The organism is Streptomyces desertarenae, from assembly GCF_042681365.1.
In the GTDB taxonomy this organism is placed as follows: Bacteria; Actinomycetota; Actinomycetes; order Streptomycetales; family Streptomycetaceae; genus Streptomyces; species Streptomyces desertarenae.
Genome location: NZ_JBHUFU010000006.1, coordinates 277,267 through 295,223 on the forward strand (window position 1 = coordinate 277,267; position 17,957 = coordinate 295,223).

Sequence of the window (17,957 nt, forward strand, 5' to 3'; positions counted from 1 at the left end):
GTTCCGCCGCCCCGGCCGCCCGGCACGGCGGAACCGCCGCGCGACCGGGACCCGGAGCCCCCGCGGCCGCGGTCAGATCCCCGCGGCCGCGGCCAGGTCCGCCCTGAGGGAGTCCAGCACCTCCCGCGCCGTGGCGCGGGCGGCGGCCAGAGCGGAGGCGTCCGCCACGGGGACGACCGCCTCCAGGTAGCACTTCAGCTTCGGCTCCGTGCCGCTGGGGCGGACGACGACCCGGGCCTCCGAGACCCGCCCGGCGTCGCCGGCCAGCCGGTAGCGCAGCCCATCGGTGGGCGGGAGGCCCTCGGTGCCCCGGGAGAGGTCCTCGGCCGACAGCACGGTCAGACCGGCCAGCTTCGCCGGCGGCGCCTCGCGCAGCCGCCGCATCGCGTCGCCGATCACCGACAGGTCCTCCACCCGCACCGAGAGCTGGTCGGTGGCGTGCAGCCCGTACTCCACGGCGATGTCGTCCAGCAGCTCCGTCAGGGAGCGGCCGCCCGCCTTCAGCTCGGCGGCCAGCTCCGCGACGAGCAGCGCGGCCGTGATGCCGTCCTTGTCGCGGACGCCCTCGGGGTCCACGCAGTAGCCCAGCGCCTCCTCGTAGGCGTAGCGCAGGCCGTCCACGGGGGCCAGCCACTTGAAGCCGGTCAGCGTCTCGGCGTACGGCAGGTCCGCCGCCCGGGCGATCCTCGCCAGCAGGGACGAGGAGACGATCGTGGTGGCGAAGGTGCCCCGGGCCCGCTTGTGCACCAGGTGGGTGGCCAGCAGCGCGCCCACCTCGTCGCCGCGCAGCATCCGCCAGCCCGCTTCCGCGTCCGGGTCGGGGACGGCCACCGCGCAGCGGTCGGCGTCGGGGTCGTTGGCGATGACCAGGTCCACGCCCTCGGACCGGTGCGCGCGGGCCGTGGCGAACGCCAGGTCCATCGCCCCGGGCTCCTCGGGGTTGGGGAAGGCGACGGTGGGGAAGTCGGGGTCGGGCTCGGCCTGTTCGGCGACGGGGATCGGGGCGGGCAGGCCCGCGCGCTCGAAGGCGGCGGCGAGGGTGGCGCCGCCCACGCCGTGCAGCGCGGTGTGCACCACCTTCACGTCCCGGGGCGAGCCCGGGGTGAGGACGGAGGCGGCCCGCTCCAGGTAGGCGTCGACGACCTCCTCGCCGAGCGTCTCCCAGCCGGACTCCGCGCGCGGCACGTCCGCCAGCGAGCCGATCGAGGCGATCTCGCCGGCGATCTCGGCGTCGGCCGGCGGCACGATCTGCGAGCCGCCGCCGAGGTAGACCTTGTAGCCGTTGTCGCGCGGCGGGTTGTGGCTGGCGGTGACGGTGACGCCCGCGACGGCCCCCAGCCGGCGGATGGCGAAGGCCAGCACGGGCGTGGGCAGCGGGCGGGGCAGCAGGGCCGCCCGCAGGCCGGCGCCGACCATCACGGCGGCGGTGTCGCGGGCGAAGTCGGCGCTCTTGTGGCGGGCGTCATAGCCGACGACGACCAGTCCGCCGCCGTGCCCGTGCCCGCGCAGGTACGCCGCGAGTCCGGCGGCGGCCCGGATCACGACCGCGCGGTTCATCCGCATCGGGCCGGCGCCCAGCTCCCCGCGCAGCCCGGCGGTGCCGAACCGGAGGGTGCCGGAGAAGCGGTCGGCCAGCTCCTCGGTGTCCCCCGCCTCGATCAGCCGGGACAGCTCCTCGCGGGTCTGCGGGTCCGGGTCCTCGGCCAGCCAGGCCCTCGCCCGCGCGGTCAGCTCCTCGTGCTGCACGGTTGCCACGCTCTCTCTCCGCCTCTCGCGTGTCGCTCACGGGCGGCGTGCCGCGCCGCCCCGTCTCGCTCTCGGTGCCCCGCATCCGGCGCGGGGCGCGTTCCGCCTCCGGACCCACCCCTACCCGGGACGCCCGCGGTCACCGCCCGGCGTGCGCCGGACGGGGCGCGCGGCGCACGCCGGGCGGCGGCCGGGACGCCCGGGGGAGGGGGAGGACCGGCCGGCGGCCGGTGTCCGCCGGCTCAGATGCGTTCGAGGACCCGGGCCAGCAGGCCGCCCATCCGGGCGGCCGAGTCGCGGCCGGCCTGGAGGACCTCCTCGTGGTTGAGCGGCTCGCCCGTCATGCCCGCGGCCAGGTTGGTGACCAGCGAGATGCCCAGCACCTCGGCGCCCGCCTCGCGGGCGGCGATGGCCTCCAGGACGGTGGACATGCCCACCAGGTCCCCGCCGATCGCCCGGACCATGCCGATCTCGGCCGGCGTCTCGTAGTGCGGGCCGGGGAACTGCACGTAGACGCCCTCCTCCAGGGAGGGGTCCACCTCCTGGCACAGCGCGCGCAGCCGCGGCGAGTACAGGTCGGTCAGGTCGACGAAGTTGGCGCCCACGATCGGCGACACGCCGGTGAGGTTGATGTGGTCGCGGATCAGGACCGGCTGGCCGGGGCGCATCCCGGGGCGCAGGCCGCCGCAGCCGTTGGTCAGCACGACCGTCTTGCAGCCCGCGGCCACGGCCGAGCGGACGCCGTGGGCGACGGAGGCGACCCCGCGGCCCTCGTAGTAGTGCGTGCGGCCGAGGAAGACCAGTGCCCGCCGGTCGCCGACGCGGTAGGAGCGGACCCGCCCGGCGTGGCCCTCGACCGCCGGCGGCGGGAAACCGGGGAGGTCGGTGACCGGGAACTCGTGGTCCGGTTCCCCGAGGGCGTCGGCGGCCGGCACCCAGCCCGACCCCATGACCAGGACGACGTCGTGGCTCTCCGCGCCGGTCAGGTCGCGCAGGCGGGCCGCGGCGGCGTCGGCGGCGGCGTACGGGTCGGCGGAGAAGTCCGTGGTGGCAGATGCGTTCACGCGATGAGGGTAACCGCAAATTGCCTACGCGCGTAGATGGCGTGTGCGACGTGGCGCGGAGGCGCCGCCGCGCGCCTCCTCAGCAGGGGCGCTTGCGCAGCTCCGTGACGTAGTCGTGGGGCGCTCCGGCCGACTCCGCCGCGTCGGCGATCTCGCCCAGGTAGCGGGCCGAGGGCAGACCGCCCTCGTAGCCGTTGAGCACGTAGCACCACGCCGCCACGTCGCCGTCCAGGGTGTGCGCCCGCATACGGGTGCGGCGGTAGATGCCCATGCCGACCCCCTCCCAGCGGTCCAGGGAGTCCTCGTCCATGGGTGCGATGTCGTACAGCGCCACGAAGACCGTCGACCCCGGGGCCTCGACCAGGGTGGCCAGGGAGCCCTCCCAGCCCATGTGCTCGCCGCCGAAGGTGAGCCGCCAGCCGCTGAGCCACCCGGTGCCGCGCAGCGGGGAGTGCGGGGCCCTGCGGGACATCAGCCGGGCGTCGAGGTTTCCGGCGTACGCGGCGTAGAGCGACATGCGACGAGGGTAGCGGCACGTCCGCGCGGGGGGCGGGGAGGACGGGTGCGGGGGCCGGGGCGGGGGCGTGCGGGCACCGGCAGGTGGTGGCGGGCACGGCGGGGGCGCGTGCGAGACTGGAGTACGTGACTCGGATCGTGATCATCGGTGGTGGGCCCGGCGGCTACGAGGCGGCACTGGTGGCCGCCCAGCTCGGAGCGGAAGTGACCGTCGTCGACCGGGACGGTCTGGGCGGCGCGTCGGTGCTGACCGACTGCGTCCCCTCCAAGACCCTCATCGCCACGGCCGAGGTGATGACGAACTTCGACTCCTCCTACGAGGAGCTGGGCATCATCGTCGAGGACGGCACCCCCGACCCCGACCGGCCCGCCCGCGTCGTCGGCGTCGACCTGGGCAAGGTCAACCGCCGCGTGAAGCGCCTGGCGCTCGCCCAGTCCCACGACATCACCGCCTCCGTCACCCGCGCCGGCGCCCGCGTCCTGCGCGGCCGCGGCCGGCTGGAGCCGCACCAGGCCCCCGACGGCTCCCGCCGGGTCGTCGTGGAGACGGCCGGCGGCGAGGAGGAGGTCCTGACCGCGGACGCCGTCCTCGTCGCCACCGGCGGACGGCCCCGCGAGCTGCCCGACGCCCGCCCGGACGGCGAGCGCATCCTGAACTGGACGCAGGTCTACGACCTGGAGGAGCAGCCCGAGGAGCTGATCGTGGTCGGCTCCGGCGTCACCGGCGCCGAGTTCGCCGGCGCCTACCAGGCGCTGGGCTCCCGGGTGACGCTCGTCTCCTCGCGCGACCGCGTGCTGCCGGGCGAGGACCCGGACGCGGCGGCCGTGCTGGAGGACGTCTTCCGCCGCCGCGGCATGAACGTGATGTCCCGCTCCCGGGCCGCCTCGGCCAAGCGCGTCGGGGACCGGGTGGAGGTCACCCTCGCGGACGGCCGGGTCATCACCGGCAGCCACTGCCTGATGGCCGTCGGCGCCGTCCCCAACACCTCCGGCATCGGCCTGGAGGAGGCCGGGGTCATGCTGAAGGAGTCCGGCCACATCCGCGCCGACCGGGTCTCGCGCACCACGGCCCCCGGCGTCTACGCGGCCGGCGACTGCACGGGCGTCTTCGCGCTCGCCTCGGTCGCGGCCATGCAGGGCCGGATCGCGATGTACCACTTCCTGGGCGAGACGGTGGCGCCGCTGGACCTGAAGACGGTGTCGGCGAACGTCTTCACCGACCCGGAGATCGCCACCGTCGGCTACTCGCAGGCCGACGTGGACGCCGGGCGGATCGACGCCCGAGCCGTCAAGCTGCCGCTGCTGCGCAACCCCCGGGCGAAGATGCAGGGCATCCGGGACGGCTTCGTGAAGCTGTTCTGCCGCCCGGGCACGGGGATCGTCGTCGGCGGCGTGGTCGTGGCCCCGCGCGCCAGCGAGCTGATCCACCCGATCTCGATAGCGGTGGACAACAACCTGACGGTCGAGCAGATCGCGAACACGTTCACCGTGTACCCCTCGCTGTCGGGGTCGCTGGCCGAGGTGGCGCGGCAGCTGCACACCCGGAAGACCGCCGAGGGGAGCTGAGCCGTCCGGCCCGCCGGGGCCGGCGCGGACGCCAACGCCCCGGCGGCGGGGCGGAGTTGCCGCGGGCCGGACGGCGGCCGCGGCCGGCCGGTGCGCGCCCGGCGCGGCCCCCGCGTCGCCGGGAGCCCACGTATACCACGGCGGAAACGTCACTACGAACAATTTCCGTTATTCAGCGGAAACAGCTGAAAGCAGACGGTCGATCGCGTTACTGTCAGTTTCGTGTTCGCTGCAGAACGTCGTCAACTGATCCTCGAAATGGTGCGCGCCAACGGGGCCGTGTCGCTCCGCGAGCTCGCCCGCGTCGTCCAGACCTCCGAAGTGACCGTGCGCCGCGACGTCAGGGCGCTGGAGGCCGAGGGCCTGCTCGACCGCCGCCACGGCGGCGCCGTGCTGCCCGGCGGCTTCACCCGCGAGTCCGGCTTCCCGCAGAAGGCCCACCTGGCGACGGCGGAGAAGACGGCCATCGCCGACCTGGCCGCCGGGCTCGTCGAGGAGGGCGAGGCCGTCGTCGTCGGCGCCGGCACGACCACCCAGGAGCTGGCCCGCCGGCTGGCGCGCGTCCCCGGCCTGACCGTGGTCACCAACTCCCTGCTGGTGGCCCAGGCCCTGGCGCACGCCAACCGGGTGGAAGTGGTGATGACCGGCGGCACGCTGCGCGGCTCCAACTACGCGCTGGTCGGCAGCGGGGCCGAGCAGTCCCTCCAGGGCCTGCGGGTCTCGCGGGCCTTCCTCTCCGGCAGCGGGCTGACGGCCGAGCGGGGCCTGTCCACCTCCAACATGCTCTCGGCGAGCGTGGACCGGGCGCTGGTCCAGGCGGCGGCCGAGGTCGTCGTCCTGGCCGACCACACCAAGCTCGGCGTCGACACGATGTTCCAGACGGTGCCGCCCGAGGCCATCACCCGCCTGGTGACCGACGAGCCCCCGCCCCACGAGGAGCGGGCGGCGGCGGAGCTCCGGGCGCTGGCGGACCAGGGCGTCCGGATCGAGGTCGCGAGCACCGGCGGCGGACCGGCGGGCGCGGTGCCCGCCGGGCCCCTCGGCGCGGTCGGCGGCCCCGCGGGGACGGCCGGCCCGGAGGCCGGGGGAGCGGCGGGCGGTCCGGGACGGCCGCCGCGCCGCGACGTTCCGCTGCCGGGCCAGCGCGGCCGCCACCCGCAGGGCGCGCCCCAGGGGATCCAGGGCGGCGGCTCCGGCGGCGCGCAGCTGCGTGCCGCCGTGCCGGCGACCTCCGGCGAGGGGAGCCCGGCGGGGCGGGTCGCCGACCTGGCGCCGCGCCGCTACTGACCGGCCGGGGGGCGGGCCCGCGGCAGGACGTGCGAACGCCGAGGGGGCGGGTGACGGCCCGGCTGTCACCCGCCCCCTCGTCCTCTCGGTGCCCGGGTTCAGTCCTTGATCTCGCAGATGGCGGCACCGGCGCTGACACCGGCCCCGATGGTGGCGCTGAGGCCCTTGACGGTGCCGGAGCGGTGGGCGTTGATGGGCTGCTCCATCTTCATCGCCTCCAGCACCACGACCAGGTCGCCCTCGGAGACCTGCTGGCCCTCCTCGACGGCGATCTTGACGATGGTGCCCTGCATCGGTGAGGTCAGGGTGTCGCCGGAGGCGGCCGGGCCGGACTTCTTCGCCGCACGGCGCTTGGGGCGGGCGCCGCCGGCCGCCGCGGTGCGGGCCAGGGTCATGCCCAGCGAGGCGGGCAGGGAGACCTCCAGGCGCTTGCCGCCGACCTCGACCACCACGGTCTCCCGGCCGGGCTCGTCCTCCTCGGCGTCGGCGCCCGGGGCGGCGAACGGCTTGATGTCGTTGACGAACTCGGTCTCGATCCACCGGGTGTGGACGGTGAACGGGTCGTCGGGGCGGCCGTTGACCTCGGGCGCGAAGGCCGGGTCGGCCACCACCGCGCGGTGGAAGGGGAGCGCGGTGGCCATGCCCTCCACCTCGAACTCCGCCAGGGCGCGGGCCGCCCGCTGGAGGGCCTGCTGCCGGGTGGCGCCGGTGACGATCAGCTTGGCCAGCAGCGAGTCCCAGGCCGGGCCGATCACCGAGCCGGTCTCCACCCCCGCGTCCAGCCGCACGCCGGGGCCGGTCGGCGGGGCGAACCTGGTCACCGTGCCCGGGGCCGGGAGGAAGTTGCGGCCCGGGTCCTCGCCGTTGATGCGGAACTCGAAGGAGTGCCCGCGCATCGGCGGGTCGTCGTAGCCCAGCTCCTCGCCGTCGGCGATGCGGAACATCTCGCGCACCAGGTCGATGCCGGTGACCTCCTCGGTGACCGGGTGCTCCACCTGGAGGCGGGTGTTGACCTCCAGGAAGGAGATCGTGCCGTCCTGGCCGACGAGGAACTCGCAGGTGCCGGCGCCGACGTAGCCGGCCTCCTTCAGGATGGCCTTCGACGCCCGGTACAGCTCCGCGTTCTGCTCGGCGGTCAGGAACGGGGCCGGGGCCTCCTCCACCAGCTTCTGGTGGCGGCGCTGCAGGGAGCAGTCGCGGGTGGAGACGACCACCACGTTGCCGTGCTGGTCGGCCAGGCACTGGGTCTCCACGTGCCGGGGGCGGTCCAGGTAGCGCTCGACGAAGCACTCGCCGCGGCCGAAGGCGGCCACCGCCTCGCGGACGGCCGACTCGTACAGCTCGGGCACCTCCTCCAGGGTGCGGGCGACCTTCAGGCCGCGCCCGCCGCCGCCGAAGGCCGCCTTGATGGCGATCGGCAGGCCGTGCTCCTTCGCGAAGGCCACGACCTCCTCGGCGCCGGAGACCGGGTCGGGGGTGCCGGCCACCAGCGGGGCGCCGGCGCGCTGGGCGATGTGACGGGCCGCCACCTTGTCGCCCAGGTCGCGGATGGCCTGCGGCGGCGGGCCGATCCAGATCAGCCCGGCGTCCAGGACGGCCTGGGCGAACTCGGCGTTCTCGGAGAGGAAGCCGTAGCCGGGGTGGACCGCGTCCGCACCGGAGTCCGCGGCGGCCTTGAGGACCTTGGCCATGTCCAGGTAACTGGTGGCGGGCGTGTCACCGCCCAGGGCGAAGGCCTCGTCGGCCACACGGACGTGCAGCGCGTCCCGGTCCGGATCGGCGTAGACGGCCACACTCGCGATCCCGGCGTCCCGGCATGCACGGGCGACGCGGACAGCGATTTCACCGCGATTGGCGATGAGCACCTTGCGCACGATGGCTTCCTCCTTGGCGCTGGGCCGCAACAAGTGAGCGGAGTGAGTTTAGGTACCGGCGACACCGCACGCCGAGTCGCCCTGAGGGGTGAGGTTTCCCACACGGAACGTCACCCCGGGAGTCCCGTGGAGCCCAAATCCCCTGCGAGTACACGGTACGCCGCGTTCTCGCGTCCGGCTGGAGATCCTCGGTGTGGTCAAGGTTACTGTTCGGCGCTCGGCGCCGGATCCAGCGTTCCTTGTGGGAATCCTACGAACGGTGGGGTGAATCTTTGCGGATGCGCGAGCTCTGCCACGCCGCATTACCCGTAAGTAACATGTGCGCCGCCGCACGGGGGCCGCACCGCGGCGCACCCGCCCGCGGCCGGCGGCGGGGGAGGCGGGACGGGTGGGCTCGCCGACGGGCCGCCGCTCACGCCCACAGCTCCGTGATCCCCACGCCCAGCTCCCCCAGCAGCCGGCGCAGCAGCGGCATCGAGATGCCGATGACGTTGCCGTGGTCGCCCTCGATGCCCTCCACGAAGGGCGAGGAGCGGCCGTCCAGGGTGAAGGCGCCCGCCACGTGCAGCGGCTCGCCGGTGGCCACGTAGGCGGCGATCTCCGCGTCGCTCGGCTCGCCGAACCGGACGGTGGTGGAGGCGGTCGCGGAGGCCCGGCGGCCGGTGGCGGTGTCGATCACGCAGTGCCCGGTGCGCAGCACGCCGGACCGTCCGCGCATGGCCTTCCAGCGGGCGGTGGCCTCCTCGGCGTCGGCGGGCTTGCCCAGCGCCCGCCCGTCCAGGTCCAGCACCGAGTCGCAGCCGACGACCAGCGCGCCGGCGGCCCGGGGGCGCCCGGCCACGGCGGCGGCCTTCGCCTCGGCCAGCACCAGGGCCAGCTCGCCGGGGGTGGGGGCGTCGAGCGCGTCCTCGTCCACCCCGCTGACGATCACCTCGGGGGCCAGCCCGGCCTGGCGGAGCACCCCGAGCCGGGCGGGGGACTGGGAGGCGAGGACGAGCCGGCGGCCGGGCGCGGGCTCGGCGGGGGAGGCGGAGGCGGTGGTGTCGTGGGCCATGCGGCCCATCCTAGGGACGGGCGGACCCCGGGCGGAGCGGGAGAGGCGGGAGGGGCCGGCCGCGGATCACAGCAGCAGGAAGACCGCGAGCATCGCGGCGGCGAGCAGCCAGCCGGCGCGGCGGAGCATCACCTGGGTGGTACGCAGCTCCTCGGGGGGTTCGTCGGCCGGATCGGACCAGAGCATGCCCCGATCCTGCGTCAGGGCGCCGCGGCGCGCCTGAGTACGCGTACTCAGGCGCGCCGCGGTGTGCACCGCGGCGCGTCCTCAGGCCGGCCAGTACGCCGTCCGCCAGGCCCGCGGCCCCGGGTGCGGCAGCCGGCGGCCGGGCACGGTCCGCGCCGGATCGGACCACTCCGAGCCGCGCTCGGCGGCGGGCTCCGCGGACCCCGCCGCCAGGGCGGCGGCCCGCGTCCGCACCACGGCCAGGGCGGCGGCCAGTTCCTCGGGGGTGGGGTTGCCGCGTACGACCTTGATCACTGCCACGGTCTCCTCGGGAGCGGGGACGGGACGGAAGGGGCGGGACGAAGGGGCGGGGAGAGGCGGGCGGCGCCGCGCCCGGCCCTCCCCGGAGGGTCACAGCGGGATGTTGCCGTGCTTCCTCGGGGGCAGCGACTCGCGCTTGGTGCGCAGCGACCGCAGGCCCCGCACGATGTGGCGGCGGGTCTCGGACGGCACGATCACCGCGTCCACGTAACCGCGCTCGGCCGCGACGTAGGGGTTGAGGAGGGCGTCCTCGTACTCGGCGGTGAGCTTCGCCCGCAGCTCCTCGCGCTCCTCGTCCGAACCCGCCGCCGCCAGGGTCTTGCGGTGCAGGATGTTGACCGCGCCCTGGGCGCCCATCACCGCGATCTGGGCCGTCGGCCAGGCGAAGTTGAGGTCCGCGCCCAGGTGCTTGGAGCCCATCACGTCGTACGCGCCGCCGAACGCCTTGCGCGTGATGACGGTGATCAGCGGCACCGTCGCCTCGGCGTAGGCGTAGATCAGCTTGGCGCCGCGCCGGATGATGCCGCCGTACTCCTGGTCGGTGCCGGGCAGGAAGCCGGGCACGTCCACGAAGGTCAGCACCGGGACGTTGAAGGCGTCGCAGGTGCGCACGAAGCGCGCGGCCTTCTCGGAGGCGTCGATGTCCAGGCAGCCGGCGAACTGCATCGGCTGGTTGGCGACGACGCCGACCGGCCGGCCCTCCACCCGCCCGAAGCCGGTGAGGATGTTCGGGGCGAACAGCGGCTGGGTCTCCAGGAACTCGCCGTCGTCCAGCACGTGCTCGATCACCTCGTGCATGTCGTACGGCTGGTTGGCCGAGTCCGGGATCAGCGCGTCCAGCTCGCGGTCGTCGTCGGAGACCTCCAGGTCCGCCTCCTCGGGGAAGGCGGGGGGCTCGGAGAGGTTGTTGGACGGCAGGTACGACAGCAGCGCCTTGACGTACTCGACGGCGTCCTGCTCGTCGGAGGCCAGGTAGTGCGCGACGCCGGAGGTGGCGTTGTGGGTGCGGGCGCCCCCCAGCTCCTCGAAGCCCACGTCCTCGCCGGTGACGGTCTTGATGACGTCCGGGCCGGTGATGAACATGTGCGAGGTCCGGTCGACCATCACCGTGAAGTCGGTGATCGCCGGGGAGTAGACCGCGCCGCCCGCGCACGGGCCCACCACCAGCGAGATCTGCGGGATCACCCCGGAGGCGTGGGTGTTGCGGCGGAAGATCTCGCCGTAGGCGCCGAGGGAGGCCACGCCCTCCTGGATGCGGGCGCCGCCGGAGTCGTTGATGCCGATGACCGGGCAGCCCGTCTTCAGCGCGAAGTCCATCACCTTGGCGATCTTCTGGCCGAAGACCTCGCCCAGCGCCCCGCCGAAGACCGTGAAGTCCTGGGAGAAGACGGCCACCGGACGCCCGTCCACCGTGCCGTAGCCGGTGACGACGCCGTCGCCGTAGGGGCGGTTGGCGTCCAGGCCGAAGTTGGTGGAGCGGTGCCGGGCGAACTCGTCCAGCTCGGTGAACGACCCCTCGTCCAGCAGCAGCTCGATCCGCTCGCGCGCCGTCAGCTTCCCCTTGGCGTGCTGCTTCTCCACCGCCCGGGCCGAACCCGCGTGCGCGGCCTCCTCGATGCGCCGCCGCAGGTCCGCGATCCTGCCCGCGGTGGTGTGGAGATCCTGGTCCTCGGCGGGGGCGGCTGGGCTCTGCTGCTCGGACACGGGCTGCGGCTCCTCGTCGTGGCTTCGGGGGATGTCTGGTCACCGTCCGGCTACCGATTCGTAGCGTATCGGCGGCGGGGTGGTCCGTCGGTGCGGTGTTTGCCACACCTACGCTGTCTTGCATGACGCCCAAGGACCCCTCGGACCATCCCTGGTCGGACCTGGACAGGCCCCCGCTGAACGCCGCCGTGCTGCGCCGCGCCCTGGTGCGCCCGGGCTCCCTGTGGACCTCGGTGGAGGTGGTTCCCGAGACCGGCTCCACCAACACCGACCTGGCCGCCCGGGCGGCGCGGGGCGCGGCCGCCGCCGGGACGGTGCTGGCGGCCGAGCGGCAGACCGCCGGACGCGGGCGGCTGGAGCGCTCCTGGACGGCGCCCGCCCGCTCGGGCCTCTTCTTCTCCGTGCTGCTCACCCCGGACGTGCCCGTACGGAGGTGGGGCTGGCTGCCGCTGCTCGCCGGGGTCGCCGCGTCCGCCGCCCTGACCCGCACCGCGGGCGCGGACACCGCGCTGAAGTGGCCCAACGACCTCCTGGTGCGCTTTGGCGGCCAGGAGCGGAAGACCGGCGGCATCCTCGCCGAACGGGTCGCCGGCCCCGGCGGGGCGGCCTCGGTGGTGCTGGGCGTCGGGATCAACGTCTCGCTGCGCGAGGACGAGCTGCCGGTGCCCGCGGCCGGCTCGCTGGCCCTGGCCGGCGCGCGCACCACCGACCGCGACCCGCTGCTGCGGGCGGTGCTGCGCTCGCTGGAGGAGTGGTACGGCCTGTGGTGCGGGGCCGGGGGCGACCCGGAGGCCAGCGGGCTGCACCGGGCCTACACCGTCTCCTGCGCCACCCTCGGCCGCCGGGTGCGCGCCCTGCTCCCCGGCGACCGGGAGCTGGTGGGCGAGGCGGTCGCGGTGGACGGTGAGGGCCGCCTGGTGCTCGCCGGGGCCGAGGGGGTCCAGCAGCCGGTGGAGGCGGGTGACGTGGTGCACCTGCGTCCCGCCCGGGAGGAGTCGCCGGGAGAGTGAGCCAGGGCACACCTGCCGTATCGTTGACTCGACCCAGCGCGGCGGGCGCGGCGGCAGTGAGTGGATCGGAAGGGCAGTGGACGACTCGGGCACCCCAGCCGAAGGGCCGGCGACGGACGGTGAGGAGGCCGGCGATGCGGGCCACGACGGGGAGGATCCCCTCGCGCTCCGCATCGAGCAGCTGATCCTGGGGGCCCCGCGGCAGTACACGCCCTTCCAGGCGGCCCGGGCCGCCGACGTCTCGATGGAGCTGGCGGCCCGCTTCTGGCGCGCGATGGGGTTCGCCGACATCGGCCAGGCCAGGGCGCTCACCGAGACGGACGTGATCGCGCTGCGCCGGCTGGCCGGTCTGGTGGAGGCGGGGCTGCTCAGCGAGGCCATGGCCGTCCAGGTGGCCCGCTCCACCGGGCAGACGACGGCGCGGCTGGCCGAGTGGCAGATCGACTCCTTCCTGGAGGGCCTCACCGAGCCGCCCGAGCCCGGCATGACCCGCACCGAGGTGGCCTATCCGCTGGTGGAGCTGCTCCTGCCCGAGCTGCAGGAGTTCCTGGTGTACGTCTGGCGGCGGCAGCTCGCGGCCGCGACCGGCCGGGTGGTGCAGGCGGTCGACGACGAGGAGATGGTGGACCGCCGCCTCGCGGTGGCCTTCGCCGACCTGGTGGGCTTCACCCGGCTGACCCGGCGGCTGGAGGAGGAGGAGCTGGGCGAGCTGGTCGAGGCGTTCGAGACCACCGCCGCCGACCTGGTCGCCGCGCACGGCGGCCGGCTGATCAAGACCCTCGGCGACGAGGTGCTCTACGTCGCCGACGACGCGGGCACGGCCGCCGAGATCGGCCTGCGGCTGATCGAGACCCTCGCCAACGACGCGACGATGCCGGAGCTGCGGGTGGGCATGGCCCTGGGCACGGTCACCACCCGGATGGGGGACGTCTTCGGCAACACGGTGAACCTGGCCAGCCGGCTGACCTCCATAGCGCCCAAGGACACGGTGCTGGTGGACGAGGCGCTCCGCGCCGAGCTGGTCGCCTCCGGCCAGGCGCCGGAGTCGGAGAAGGACGCCGAGGACGCCACGGCGTACCGCTTCGCGCTCCAGCCCCTCTACCAGCGCCCGGTGCGCGGTCTGGGCGTCGTCGAGCCGTGGCTGCTGAGCCGCCGCGCCTCCTCCTGAGCCGCGCCTCCGCCCGGGGCGCCGCGCCCCTCCTCCCCCTCCCGGTCCGGGCCGCCGCCCCGGCGGTCCGCTCGCCCCTGCCCCGCGGGGCCGGCGGATGGCATGATGCGCCCGTAGGCCAGTGAGCGATCGTTAACCGGGAGGGCTGTGTGGACGGCGTGGGCGGCGTGAACGACGGAGCCGGCGGTGCGGGCAACGGCACGGGCGAGGGCGCACAGGAGCGGTTCGGCGAGTGGGTCGCCGTCAGGCGGGAGCCGGACGGCCACGTCGCCGAGCTGGTGCTGGACCGCCCGAAGGCGATGAACGCGGTCTCCACCGAGATGGCCCGGTGCATCGGGGAGGCGTGTGCGGCGCTCGCCGCCGACCGGCGGGTGCGGGCCGTGGTGCTCACCTCCACCCACGAGCGGGCGTTCTGCGTGGGCGCGGACCTGAAGGAGCGCAACTCCTTCACCGACGCCGACCTGGCGCGGCAGCGGCCCTACGCCCGCGCCGCCTACACCGGGGTGCTGGAGCTGCCGATGCCCACCGTGGCGGCCGTGCATGGCTTCGCGCTCGGCGGCGGCTTCGAGCTGGCCCTCTCCTGCGACCTGATCGTCGCCGACCCCACCGCCGTGGTGGGCCTGCCGGAGGTGTCCGTCGGAGTGATCCCCGGCGGGGGCGGCACCCAGCTGCTGCCGCGCCGGGTGGGCGCGGCCCGCGCCGCCGAGCTGATCTTCACCGCACGGCGGGTGGAGGCGGCCGAGGCCCGCGAGCTGGGGCTGGTGGACCACCTGGCGGCCGAGGGCGAGGACCGTGCCGAGGCGCTGGCGCTGGCCCGGAGGATCGCCGTCAACTCCCCGGTGGGCCTGCGGGCGGCCAAGCGGGCGCTGCGCACCGGCTGGGGCATGGAGCTGCGCGCCGGCCTGGAGGTCGAGGACGCCGCCTGGCGCACGGTGGCGTTCTCCGGGGACCGCGCCGAGGGGGTGGCGGCCTTCAACGAGCGGCGCGCCCCCCGCTGGCCGGGTGAGTGAGGTCCGCACCGCCCCGGGCGCACCGGGAGTGAGCCCGGCGTGAGCGGGCACCCGACCGGTGAGCCGGGACGAGCCGGTGCGGACCGGTCGGCGCCCCGGAGTGAAGGCCCATAACCTGGGTCACATGAATCGGGTGCGGCATGGGTGACGACGCGCGGCTGCGGGCCGTGGTGGAGCTGGCGCAGGCGATGGCCGCCGTCCACACCCTGCGCGACGTCTCCCGTGCCGCCGCCGAGGGCGCCCGGACCGCGATGGGCGGCTCCTTCGCGGCGCTGTCCGTCTGGGAGCGCGAGCGCGGCCGGATCCGGGTGCTGGTGAACTCCGGCGAGCTGCGGGGGGACGAGCGGGAGTTCCCCGAGGACGAGTGGTACCCCCTGCACGACTTCCCCGAGATCACCGGCTTCCCGCACGCCGGCGGGCCGGACGGCCCCGGGGACGGGCCGCGCGCCTGGGTGGAGACCGCCTCGGACGGCCGGGACGCGCGGCGCTACGGGTCCCGCCCGCCGGACGCCCGCCGGGCCGAGGAGCTGCGCCGCCGGGGCCGGGGCTGCTGTGTGGTGGCCCCGATCGTGCTGCACGGCCGGGCGTGGGGCGAGCTGTACGTGGCGCGGGAGCCGGGGGAACCGGTCTTCGGTCCCCCGGACGCCGAGTTCGCCGCGGTGCTGGCGTCGGTGATCGCCGCCGCGATCGCCCAGACGGAGCGGCTGGAGGAGGTGCGCCGGCTGGCCTTCACCGACCCGCTGACCGGGCTGGCCAACCGGCGGGCGGTGGACGTGCGGCTGGACGAGGCGCTGGAGCGGCACCGCACGGACGGCACGGTGGTGAGCCTGCTGGTCTGCGACGTCAACGGGCTCAAGTCGGTCAACGACGAGCTGGGGCACGAGGCCGGCGACCGCCTGCTGGAACGATTCGCCTCGGTGCTGTCGCTGTGCGGGGCGATGCTCCCGGACACCCTGGCCGCCCGGCTGGGCGGGGACGAGTTCTGCCTGCTGGCCGTGGGGCCGTCGGCGGACGAGGTGGTCCGGATGGCGGACGAGGTGTGCCGCCGGGCGGCGGAGCTGGAGACGGGGCAGGGCGTGGCCTGCGGGGTCGCCTCGACCGGTGATCCGATAGGCCCGGTCCGCTCGGCCCGCCGGCTCTTCCGCCTGGCGGACGCCGCCCAGTACCGCGCCAAGGCCGCCCGCACGGACAAGCCGGTGGTGGCCGGGCGCGAGGGGACGGGGGCCGGCCGGGCGGGCGGGGACGCGGTCGTCCGCCTCGCGGACCGGGCCGAGCGGGGCGCGCTCGGGTCCGGGGACCGCCGCACCTTCCGCGGACTGGACGTGTGACCGGCGGAGGCGCCCGCGGGGGCGGGGGAGCGGGGCGGAGGCTGCGGCGCACACCGTCGCGGCCGGGTCGTGACAGAACCCGATTCACTCTTTAGGGTTCCTGAATATGGATATGCAGAACCGCGTCGTGGTCGGTCCCTCCGGCACCACCGCCGAGGACGTCGTCGCCGTCGCCCGGGGCCTGGCGCACGTCGAACTGTCCGAGGAGGCGCTCGCCGCCCTGGCCGCCGCCCGCCGGGTCGTCGACGACCTGGCGGCCAAGCCCGATCCCGTCTACGGCGTCTCCACCGGCTTCGGAGCCCTCGCCGTCCGGCACATCCCCGCCGACCTGCGCGTGCAGCTCCAGCGCAACATCGTCCGCTCGCACGCCGCCGGGATGGGACCGCGCGTGGAGCGCGAGGTGGTGCGGGCCCTGATGTTCCTGCGGCTGAAGACCCTGGCCTCGGGCCACACCGGGGTGCGGCCCGAGGTGGCCCGCGCCCTGGCCGGGCTGCTCAACGCGGGGATCACGCCCGTGGTCCACGAGTACGGCTCGCTCGGCTGCTCGGGAGACCTGGCGCCGCTGTCCCACTGCGCGCTGGCCCTGATGGGCGAGGGAGAGGCCGAGGGGCCCGACGGGCGGGTGCACCCGGCGGCCGAGCTGCTGGCCGAGCACGGCCTGGCCCCCGTGGAGCTGCGGGAGAAGGAGGGCCTGGCGCTGCTCAACGGCACCGACGGCATGCTGGGCATGCTGGTGCTGGCCTGCGCCGACCTCGCCCGGTTGTTCACGTGCGCCGACATCACCGCCGCCCTGTCCCTGGAGGCGCTGCTGGGCACCGAGCGGGTGCTCGCGCCCGAGCTGCACGCCGTCCGCCCCCACCCCGGCCAGGCCGCCTCCGCCGCCAACATGCTGAAGGTCCTGGAGGGCTCCGGGCTCACCGGCCACCACCAGGACGACGCCCCGCGCGTGCAGGACGCCTACTCGGTGCGCTGCGCCCCCCAGGTCGCCGGCGCGGGCCGCGACACCCTGGCGCACGCCCGCACCGTCGCCGAGCGGGAGCTGGCGGCGGCCGTGGACAACCCGGTCGTGCTGCCGGGGGAGGGCCGGGTGGAGTCCAACGGGAACTTCCACGGCGCCCCCGTCGCCTACGTGCTCGACTTCCTCGCCATCGCCGCCGCCGACCTGGCCTCGATCACCGAGCGCCGCACCGACCGGCTGCTGGACCGCAACCGCAGCCACGGGCTGCCGCCCTTCCTGGCGGGCGACGCGGGCGTCGACTCGGGGCTGATGATCGCCCAGTACACGCAGGCCGCGCTGGTCGGCGAGATGAAGCGGCTGGCCGTCCCGGCCTCGACGGACTCCATCCCCTCCTCGGCGATGCAGGAGGACCACGTCTCGATGGGCTGGTCGGCGGCCCGCAAGCTGCGCACCTCCGTGGACAACCTGGCCCGCGTGGTGGCCGTCGAGCTCTACGCCGCCGCCCGCGCGGTCGAACTGCGCGCCGCCGGGGGCCTGACCCCCTCGCCCGCCGCCTCGGCCGTGGTGGCCGCCGCGCGCGGGGCGGGCATGGCGGGGCCGGGGCAGGACCGCTTCCTGGCGCCGGAGCTGGCGGCCGCGGAGGCGTTCGTGCGCGGTGGAGGGCTGGTGGCGGCGGCCGAGGCCGTCACCGGACCGCTGGCGTGAGGCCCTCGCGGCCGGAGCGGATGCGGGCGTGGGCCAGCAGGGCCGCGCCCGCGCCGAGGAAGCCCAGGCCGCCGAGGAAGTAGGGCGTGATGTCCAGGCTTCCGGTGTCGGCCAGCCTGGCCCCCTCCCCGAAGGCGCCGGGGGCGCCCGTCCCGGCCTGGGTCCGTACGGCGTCCTGCTCCTGGGGCTGGGCCTGTTCCTGGACCCGGGCCTGCGACGTGGTGGCGGGCCGTGCGGGAGCGCCGTCACCGGTGGCGTTCGCGGACGGGACGAACCACATGCCGCACAGCAGGCCGCCCGCCAGGACGGCGGTCACCAGCGGTCGGCGGTGTGCTCGCACGAAGAGCCCCCTCGATGCAGCGGATGGGAGGTGCGGTGACCGATGCTAGTCACGGCGGCGCGCCGAGTGAAGTGCGGACCGTGATGCGGCGGCTCCTCGCGTCGCAAAACGGCCATAATGCATCATATCTCCATCGAGCTC

16 protein-coding genes are annotated in these 17,957 nt (G+C 75.4%); 7 read left to right on the forward strand and 9 right to left on the reverse strand.

The features are described 5' to 3' along the window. Positions 1-72 precede the first annotated feature (72 nt). The 3 genes from ACFSJS_RS12780 to ACFSJS_RS12790 all read right to left on the reverse strand — a co-directional run bounded on the left by ACFSJS_RS12780 (position 73) and on the right by ACFSJS_RS12790 (position 3,327). A complete protein-coding gene (locus ACFSJS_RS12780) occupies positions 73-1,755 on the reverse strand; it encodes a phospho-sugar mutase (protein ID WP_380899554.1) in 1,683 nt (560 codons plus the stop codon). Between the two features lie 233 nt (positions 1,756-1,988). Continuing rightward, positions 1,989-2,810 (reverse strand): purine-nucleoside phosphorylase, encoded by an 822-nt coding sequence (locus ACFSJS_RS12785; RefSeq protein ID WP_380899556.1) that lies wholly within the window; start codon positions 2,808-2,810, stop codon positions 1,989-1,991. A gap of 79 nt (positions 2,811-2,889) precedes the next feature. Then, positions 2,890-3,327, reverse strand: a complete 438-nt coding sequence (locus ACFSJS_RS12790) for a gamma-glutamylcyclotransferase family protein (RefSeq protein ID WP_380899558.1) — start codon at positions 3,325-3,327, stop codon at positions 2,890-2,892. Positions 3,328-3,443: 116 nt separating this feature from the next. On the opposite strand from ACFSJS_RS12790, the gene ACFSJS_RS12795 reads away from it, so the two are divergent. Together ACFSJS_RS12795 and ACFSJS_RS12800 are read left to right on the forward strand one after the other, a co-directional pair. After that, positions 3,444-4,892: an NAD(P)H-quinone dehydrogenase gene (locus tag ACFSJS_RS12795; RefSeq protein ID WP_380899689.1), complete on the forward strand. Its 1,449-nt coding sequence runs from the start codon at positions 3,444-3,446 to the stop codon at positions 4,890-4,892. Between the two features lie 258 nt (positions 4,893-5,150). Further along, the gene (locus tag ACFSJS_RS12800; RefSeq protein ID WP_380899691.1) at positions 5,151-6,179 is read left to right on the forward strand and encodes a DeoR/GlpR family DNA-binding transcription regulator; all 1,029 of its coding nucleotides are present in this window, start codon (positions 5,151-5,153) and stop codon (positions 6,177-6,179) included. A 98-nt stretch (positions 6,180-6,277) separates the two neighbouring features. Here ACFSJS_RS12800 and ACFSJS_RS12805 read toward each other — a convergent pair whose 3' ends face one another. The 5 genes from ACFSJS_RS12805 to ACFSJS_RS12825 form a co-directional block, all read right to left on the reverse strand. After that, positions 6,278-8,053 (reverse strand): acetyl/propionyl/methylcrotonyl-CoA carboxylase subunit alpha, encoded by a 1,776-nt coding sequence (locus tag ACFSJS_RS12805; RefSeq protein ID WP_380899560.1) that lies wholly within the window; start codon positions 8,051-8,053, stop codon positions 6,278-6,280. A gap of 412 nt (positions 8,054-8,465) precedes the next feature. Next, positions 8,466-9,107 (reverse strand): nucleoside triphosphate pyrophosphatase, encoded by a 642-nt coding sequence (locus ACFSJS_RS12810; RefSeq protein ID WP_380899562.1) that lies wholly within the window; start codon positions 9,105-9,107, stop codon positions 8,466-8,468. A 66-nt stretch (positions 9,108-9,173) separates the two neighbouring features. After that, positions 9,174-9,293, reverse strand: a complete 120-nt coding sequence (gene mmpB / locus ACFSJS_RS12815; protein WP_380899564.1) for a morphogenic membrane protein MmpB — start codon at positions 9,291-9,293, stop codon at positions 9,174-9,176. 81 nt (positions 9,294-9,374) lie between these two features. Beyond that, a complete protein-coding gene (locus ACFSJS_RS12820) occupies positions 9,375-9,587 on the reverse strand; it encodes an acyl-CoA carboxylase subunit epsilon (RefSeq protein WP_380899693.1) in 213 nt (70 codons plus the stop codon). Positions 9,588-9,683: 96 nt separating this feature from the next. Then, on the reverse strand, positions 9,684-11,297 hold the full coding sequence (locus ACFSJS_RS12825; RefSeq protein ID WP_380899566.1) for an acyl-CoA carboxylase subunit beta: 1,614 nt from the start codon (positions 11,295-11,297) through the stop codon (positions 9,684-9,686). 122 nt (positions 11,298-11,419) lie between these two features. Between ACFSJS_RS12825 and ACFSJS_RS12830 the strand changes: the two genes are divergently transcribed. From ACFSJS_RS12830 to hutH, 5 genes are all read left to right on the forward strand, one after another. After that, the gene (locus ACFSJS_RS12830) at positions 11,420-12,307 is read left to right on the forward strand and encodes a biotin--[acetyl-CoA-carboxylase] ligase (protein WP_380899568.1); all 888 of its coding nucleotides are present in this window, start codon (positions 11,420-11,422) and stop codon (positions 12,305-12,307) included. 76 nt (positions 12,308-12,383) lie between these two features. Continuing rightward, complete coding sequence (locus tag ACFSJS_RS12835) at positions 12,384-13,475, forward strand: adenylate/guanylate cyclase domain-containing protein (protein WP_380899570.1); 1,092 nt, start codon at positions 12,384-12,386, stop codon at positions 13,473-13,475. 158 nt (positions 13,476-13,633) lie between these two features. Then, a complete protein-coding gene (locus ACFSJS_RS12840) occupies positions 13,634-14,485 on the forward strand; it encodes an enoyl-CoA hydratase/isomerase family protein (protein WP_380899695.1) in 852 nt (283 codons plus the stop codon). 140 nt (positions 14,486-14,625) lie between these two features. Then, on the forward strand, positions 14,626-15,813 hold the full coding sequence (locus tag ACFSJS_RS12845; protein ID WP_380899572.1) for a GGDEF domain-containing protein: 1,188 nt from the start codon (positions 14,626-14,628) through the stop codon (positions 15,811-15,813). Positions 15,814-15,919: 106 nt separating this feature from the next. Continuing rightward, positions 15,920-17,476, forward strand: a complete 1,557-nt coding sequence (hutH, locus tag ACFSJS_RS12850; RefSeq protein WP_380899574.1) for a histidine ammonia-lyase — start codon at positions 15,920-15,922, stop codon at positions 17,474-17,476. Here hutH and ACFSJS_RS12855 read toward each other — a convergent pair. Beyond that, the gene (locus tag ACFSJS_RS12855) at positions 17,457-17,816 is read right to left on the reverse strand and encodes a hypothetical protein (protein WP_380899576.1); all 360 of its coding nucleotides are present in this window, start codon (positions 17,814-17,816) and stop codon (positions 17,457-17,459) included. The genes hutH and ACFSJS_RS12855 overlap by 20 nt on opposite strands. Positions 17,817-17,957: the final 141 nt, after the last annotated feature.

What these genes read in the sequence shown, in the direction of transcription:
- mmpB (WP_380899564.1), bottom strand. Translation starts at nt 9,293, where the DNA reads ATGCTCTGGTCCGATCCGGCCGACGAACCCCCCGAGGAGCTGCGTACC.
- ACFSJS_RS12790 (WP_380899558.1), bottom strand. Translation starts at nt 3,327, where the DNA reads ATGTCGCTCTACGCCGCGTACGCCGGAAACCTCGACGCCCGGCTGATG.
- ACFSJS_RS12845 (WP_380899572.1), top strand. Translation starts at nt 14,626, where the DNA reads ATGGGTGACGACGCGCGGCTGCGGGCCGTGGTGGAGCTGGCGCAGGCG.
- hutH (WP_380899574.1), top strand. Translation starts at nt 15,920, where the DNA reads ATGGATATGCAGAACCGCGTCGTGGTCGGTCCCTCCGGCACCACCGCC.
- ACFSJS_RS12830 (WP_380899568.1), top strand. Translation starts at nt 11,420, where the DNA reads ATGACGCCCAAGGACCCCTCGGACCATCCCTGGTCGGACCTGGACAGG.
- ACFSJS_RS12800 (WP_380899691.1), top strand. Translation starts at nt 5,151, where the DNA reads ATGGTGCGCGCCAACGGGGCCGTGTCGCTCCGCGAGCTCGCCCGCGTC.
- ACFSJS_RS12810 (WP_380899562.1), bottom strand. Translation starts at nt 9,107, where the DNA reads ATGGCCCACGACACCACCGCCTCCGCCTCCCCCGCCGAGCCCGCGCCC.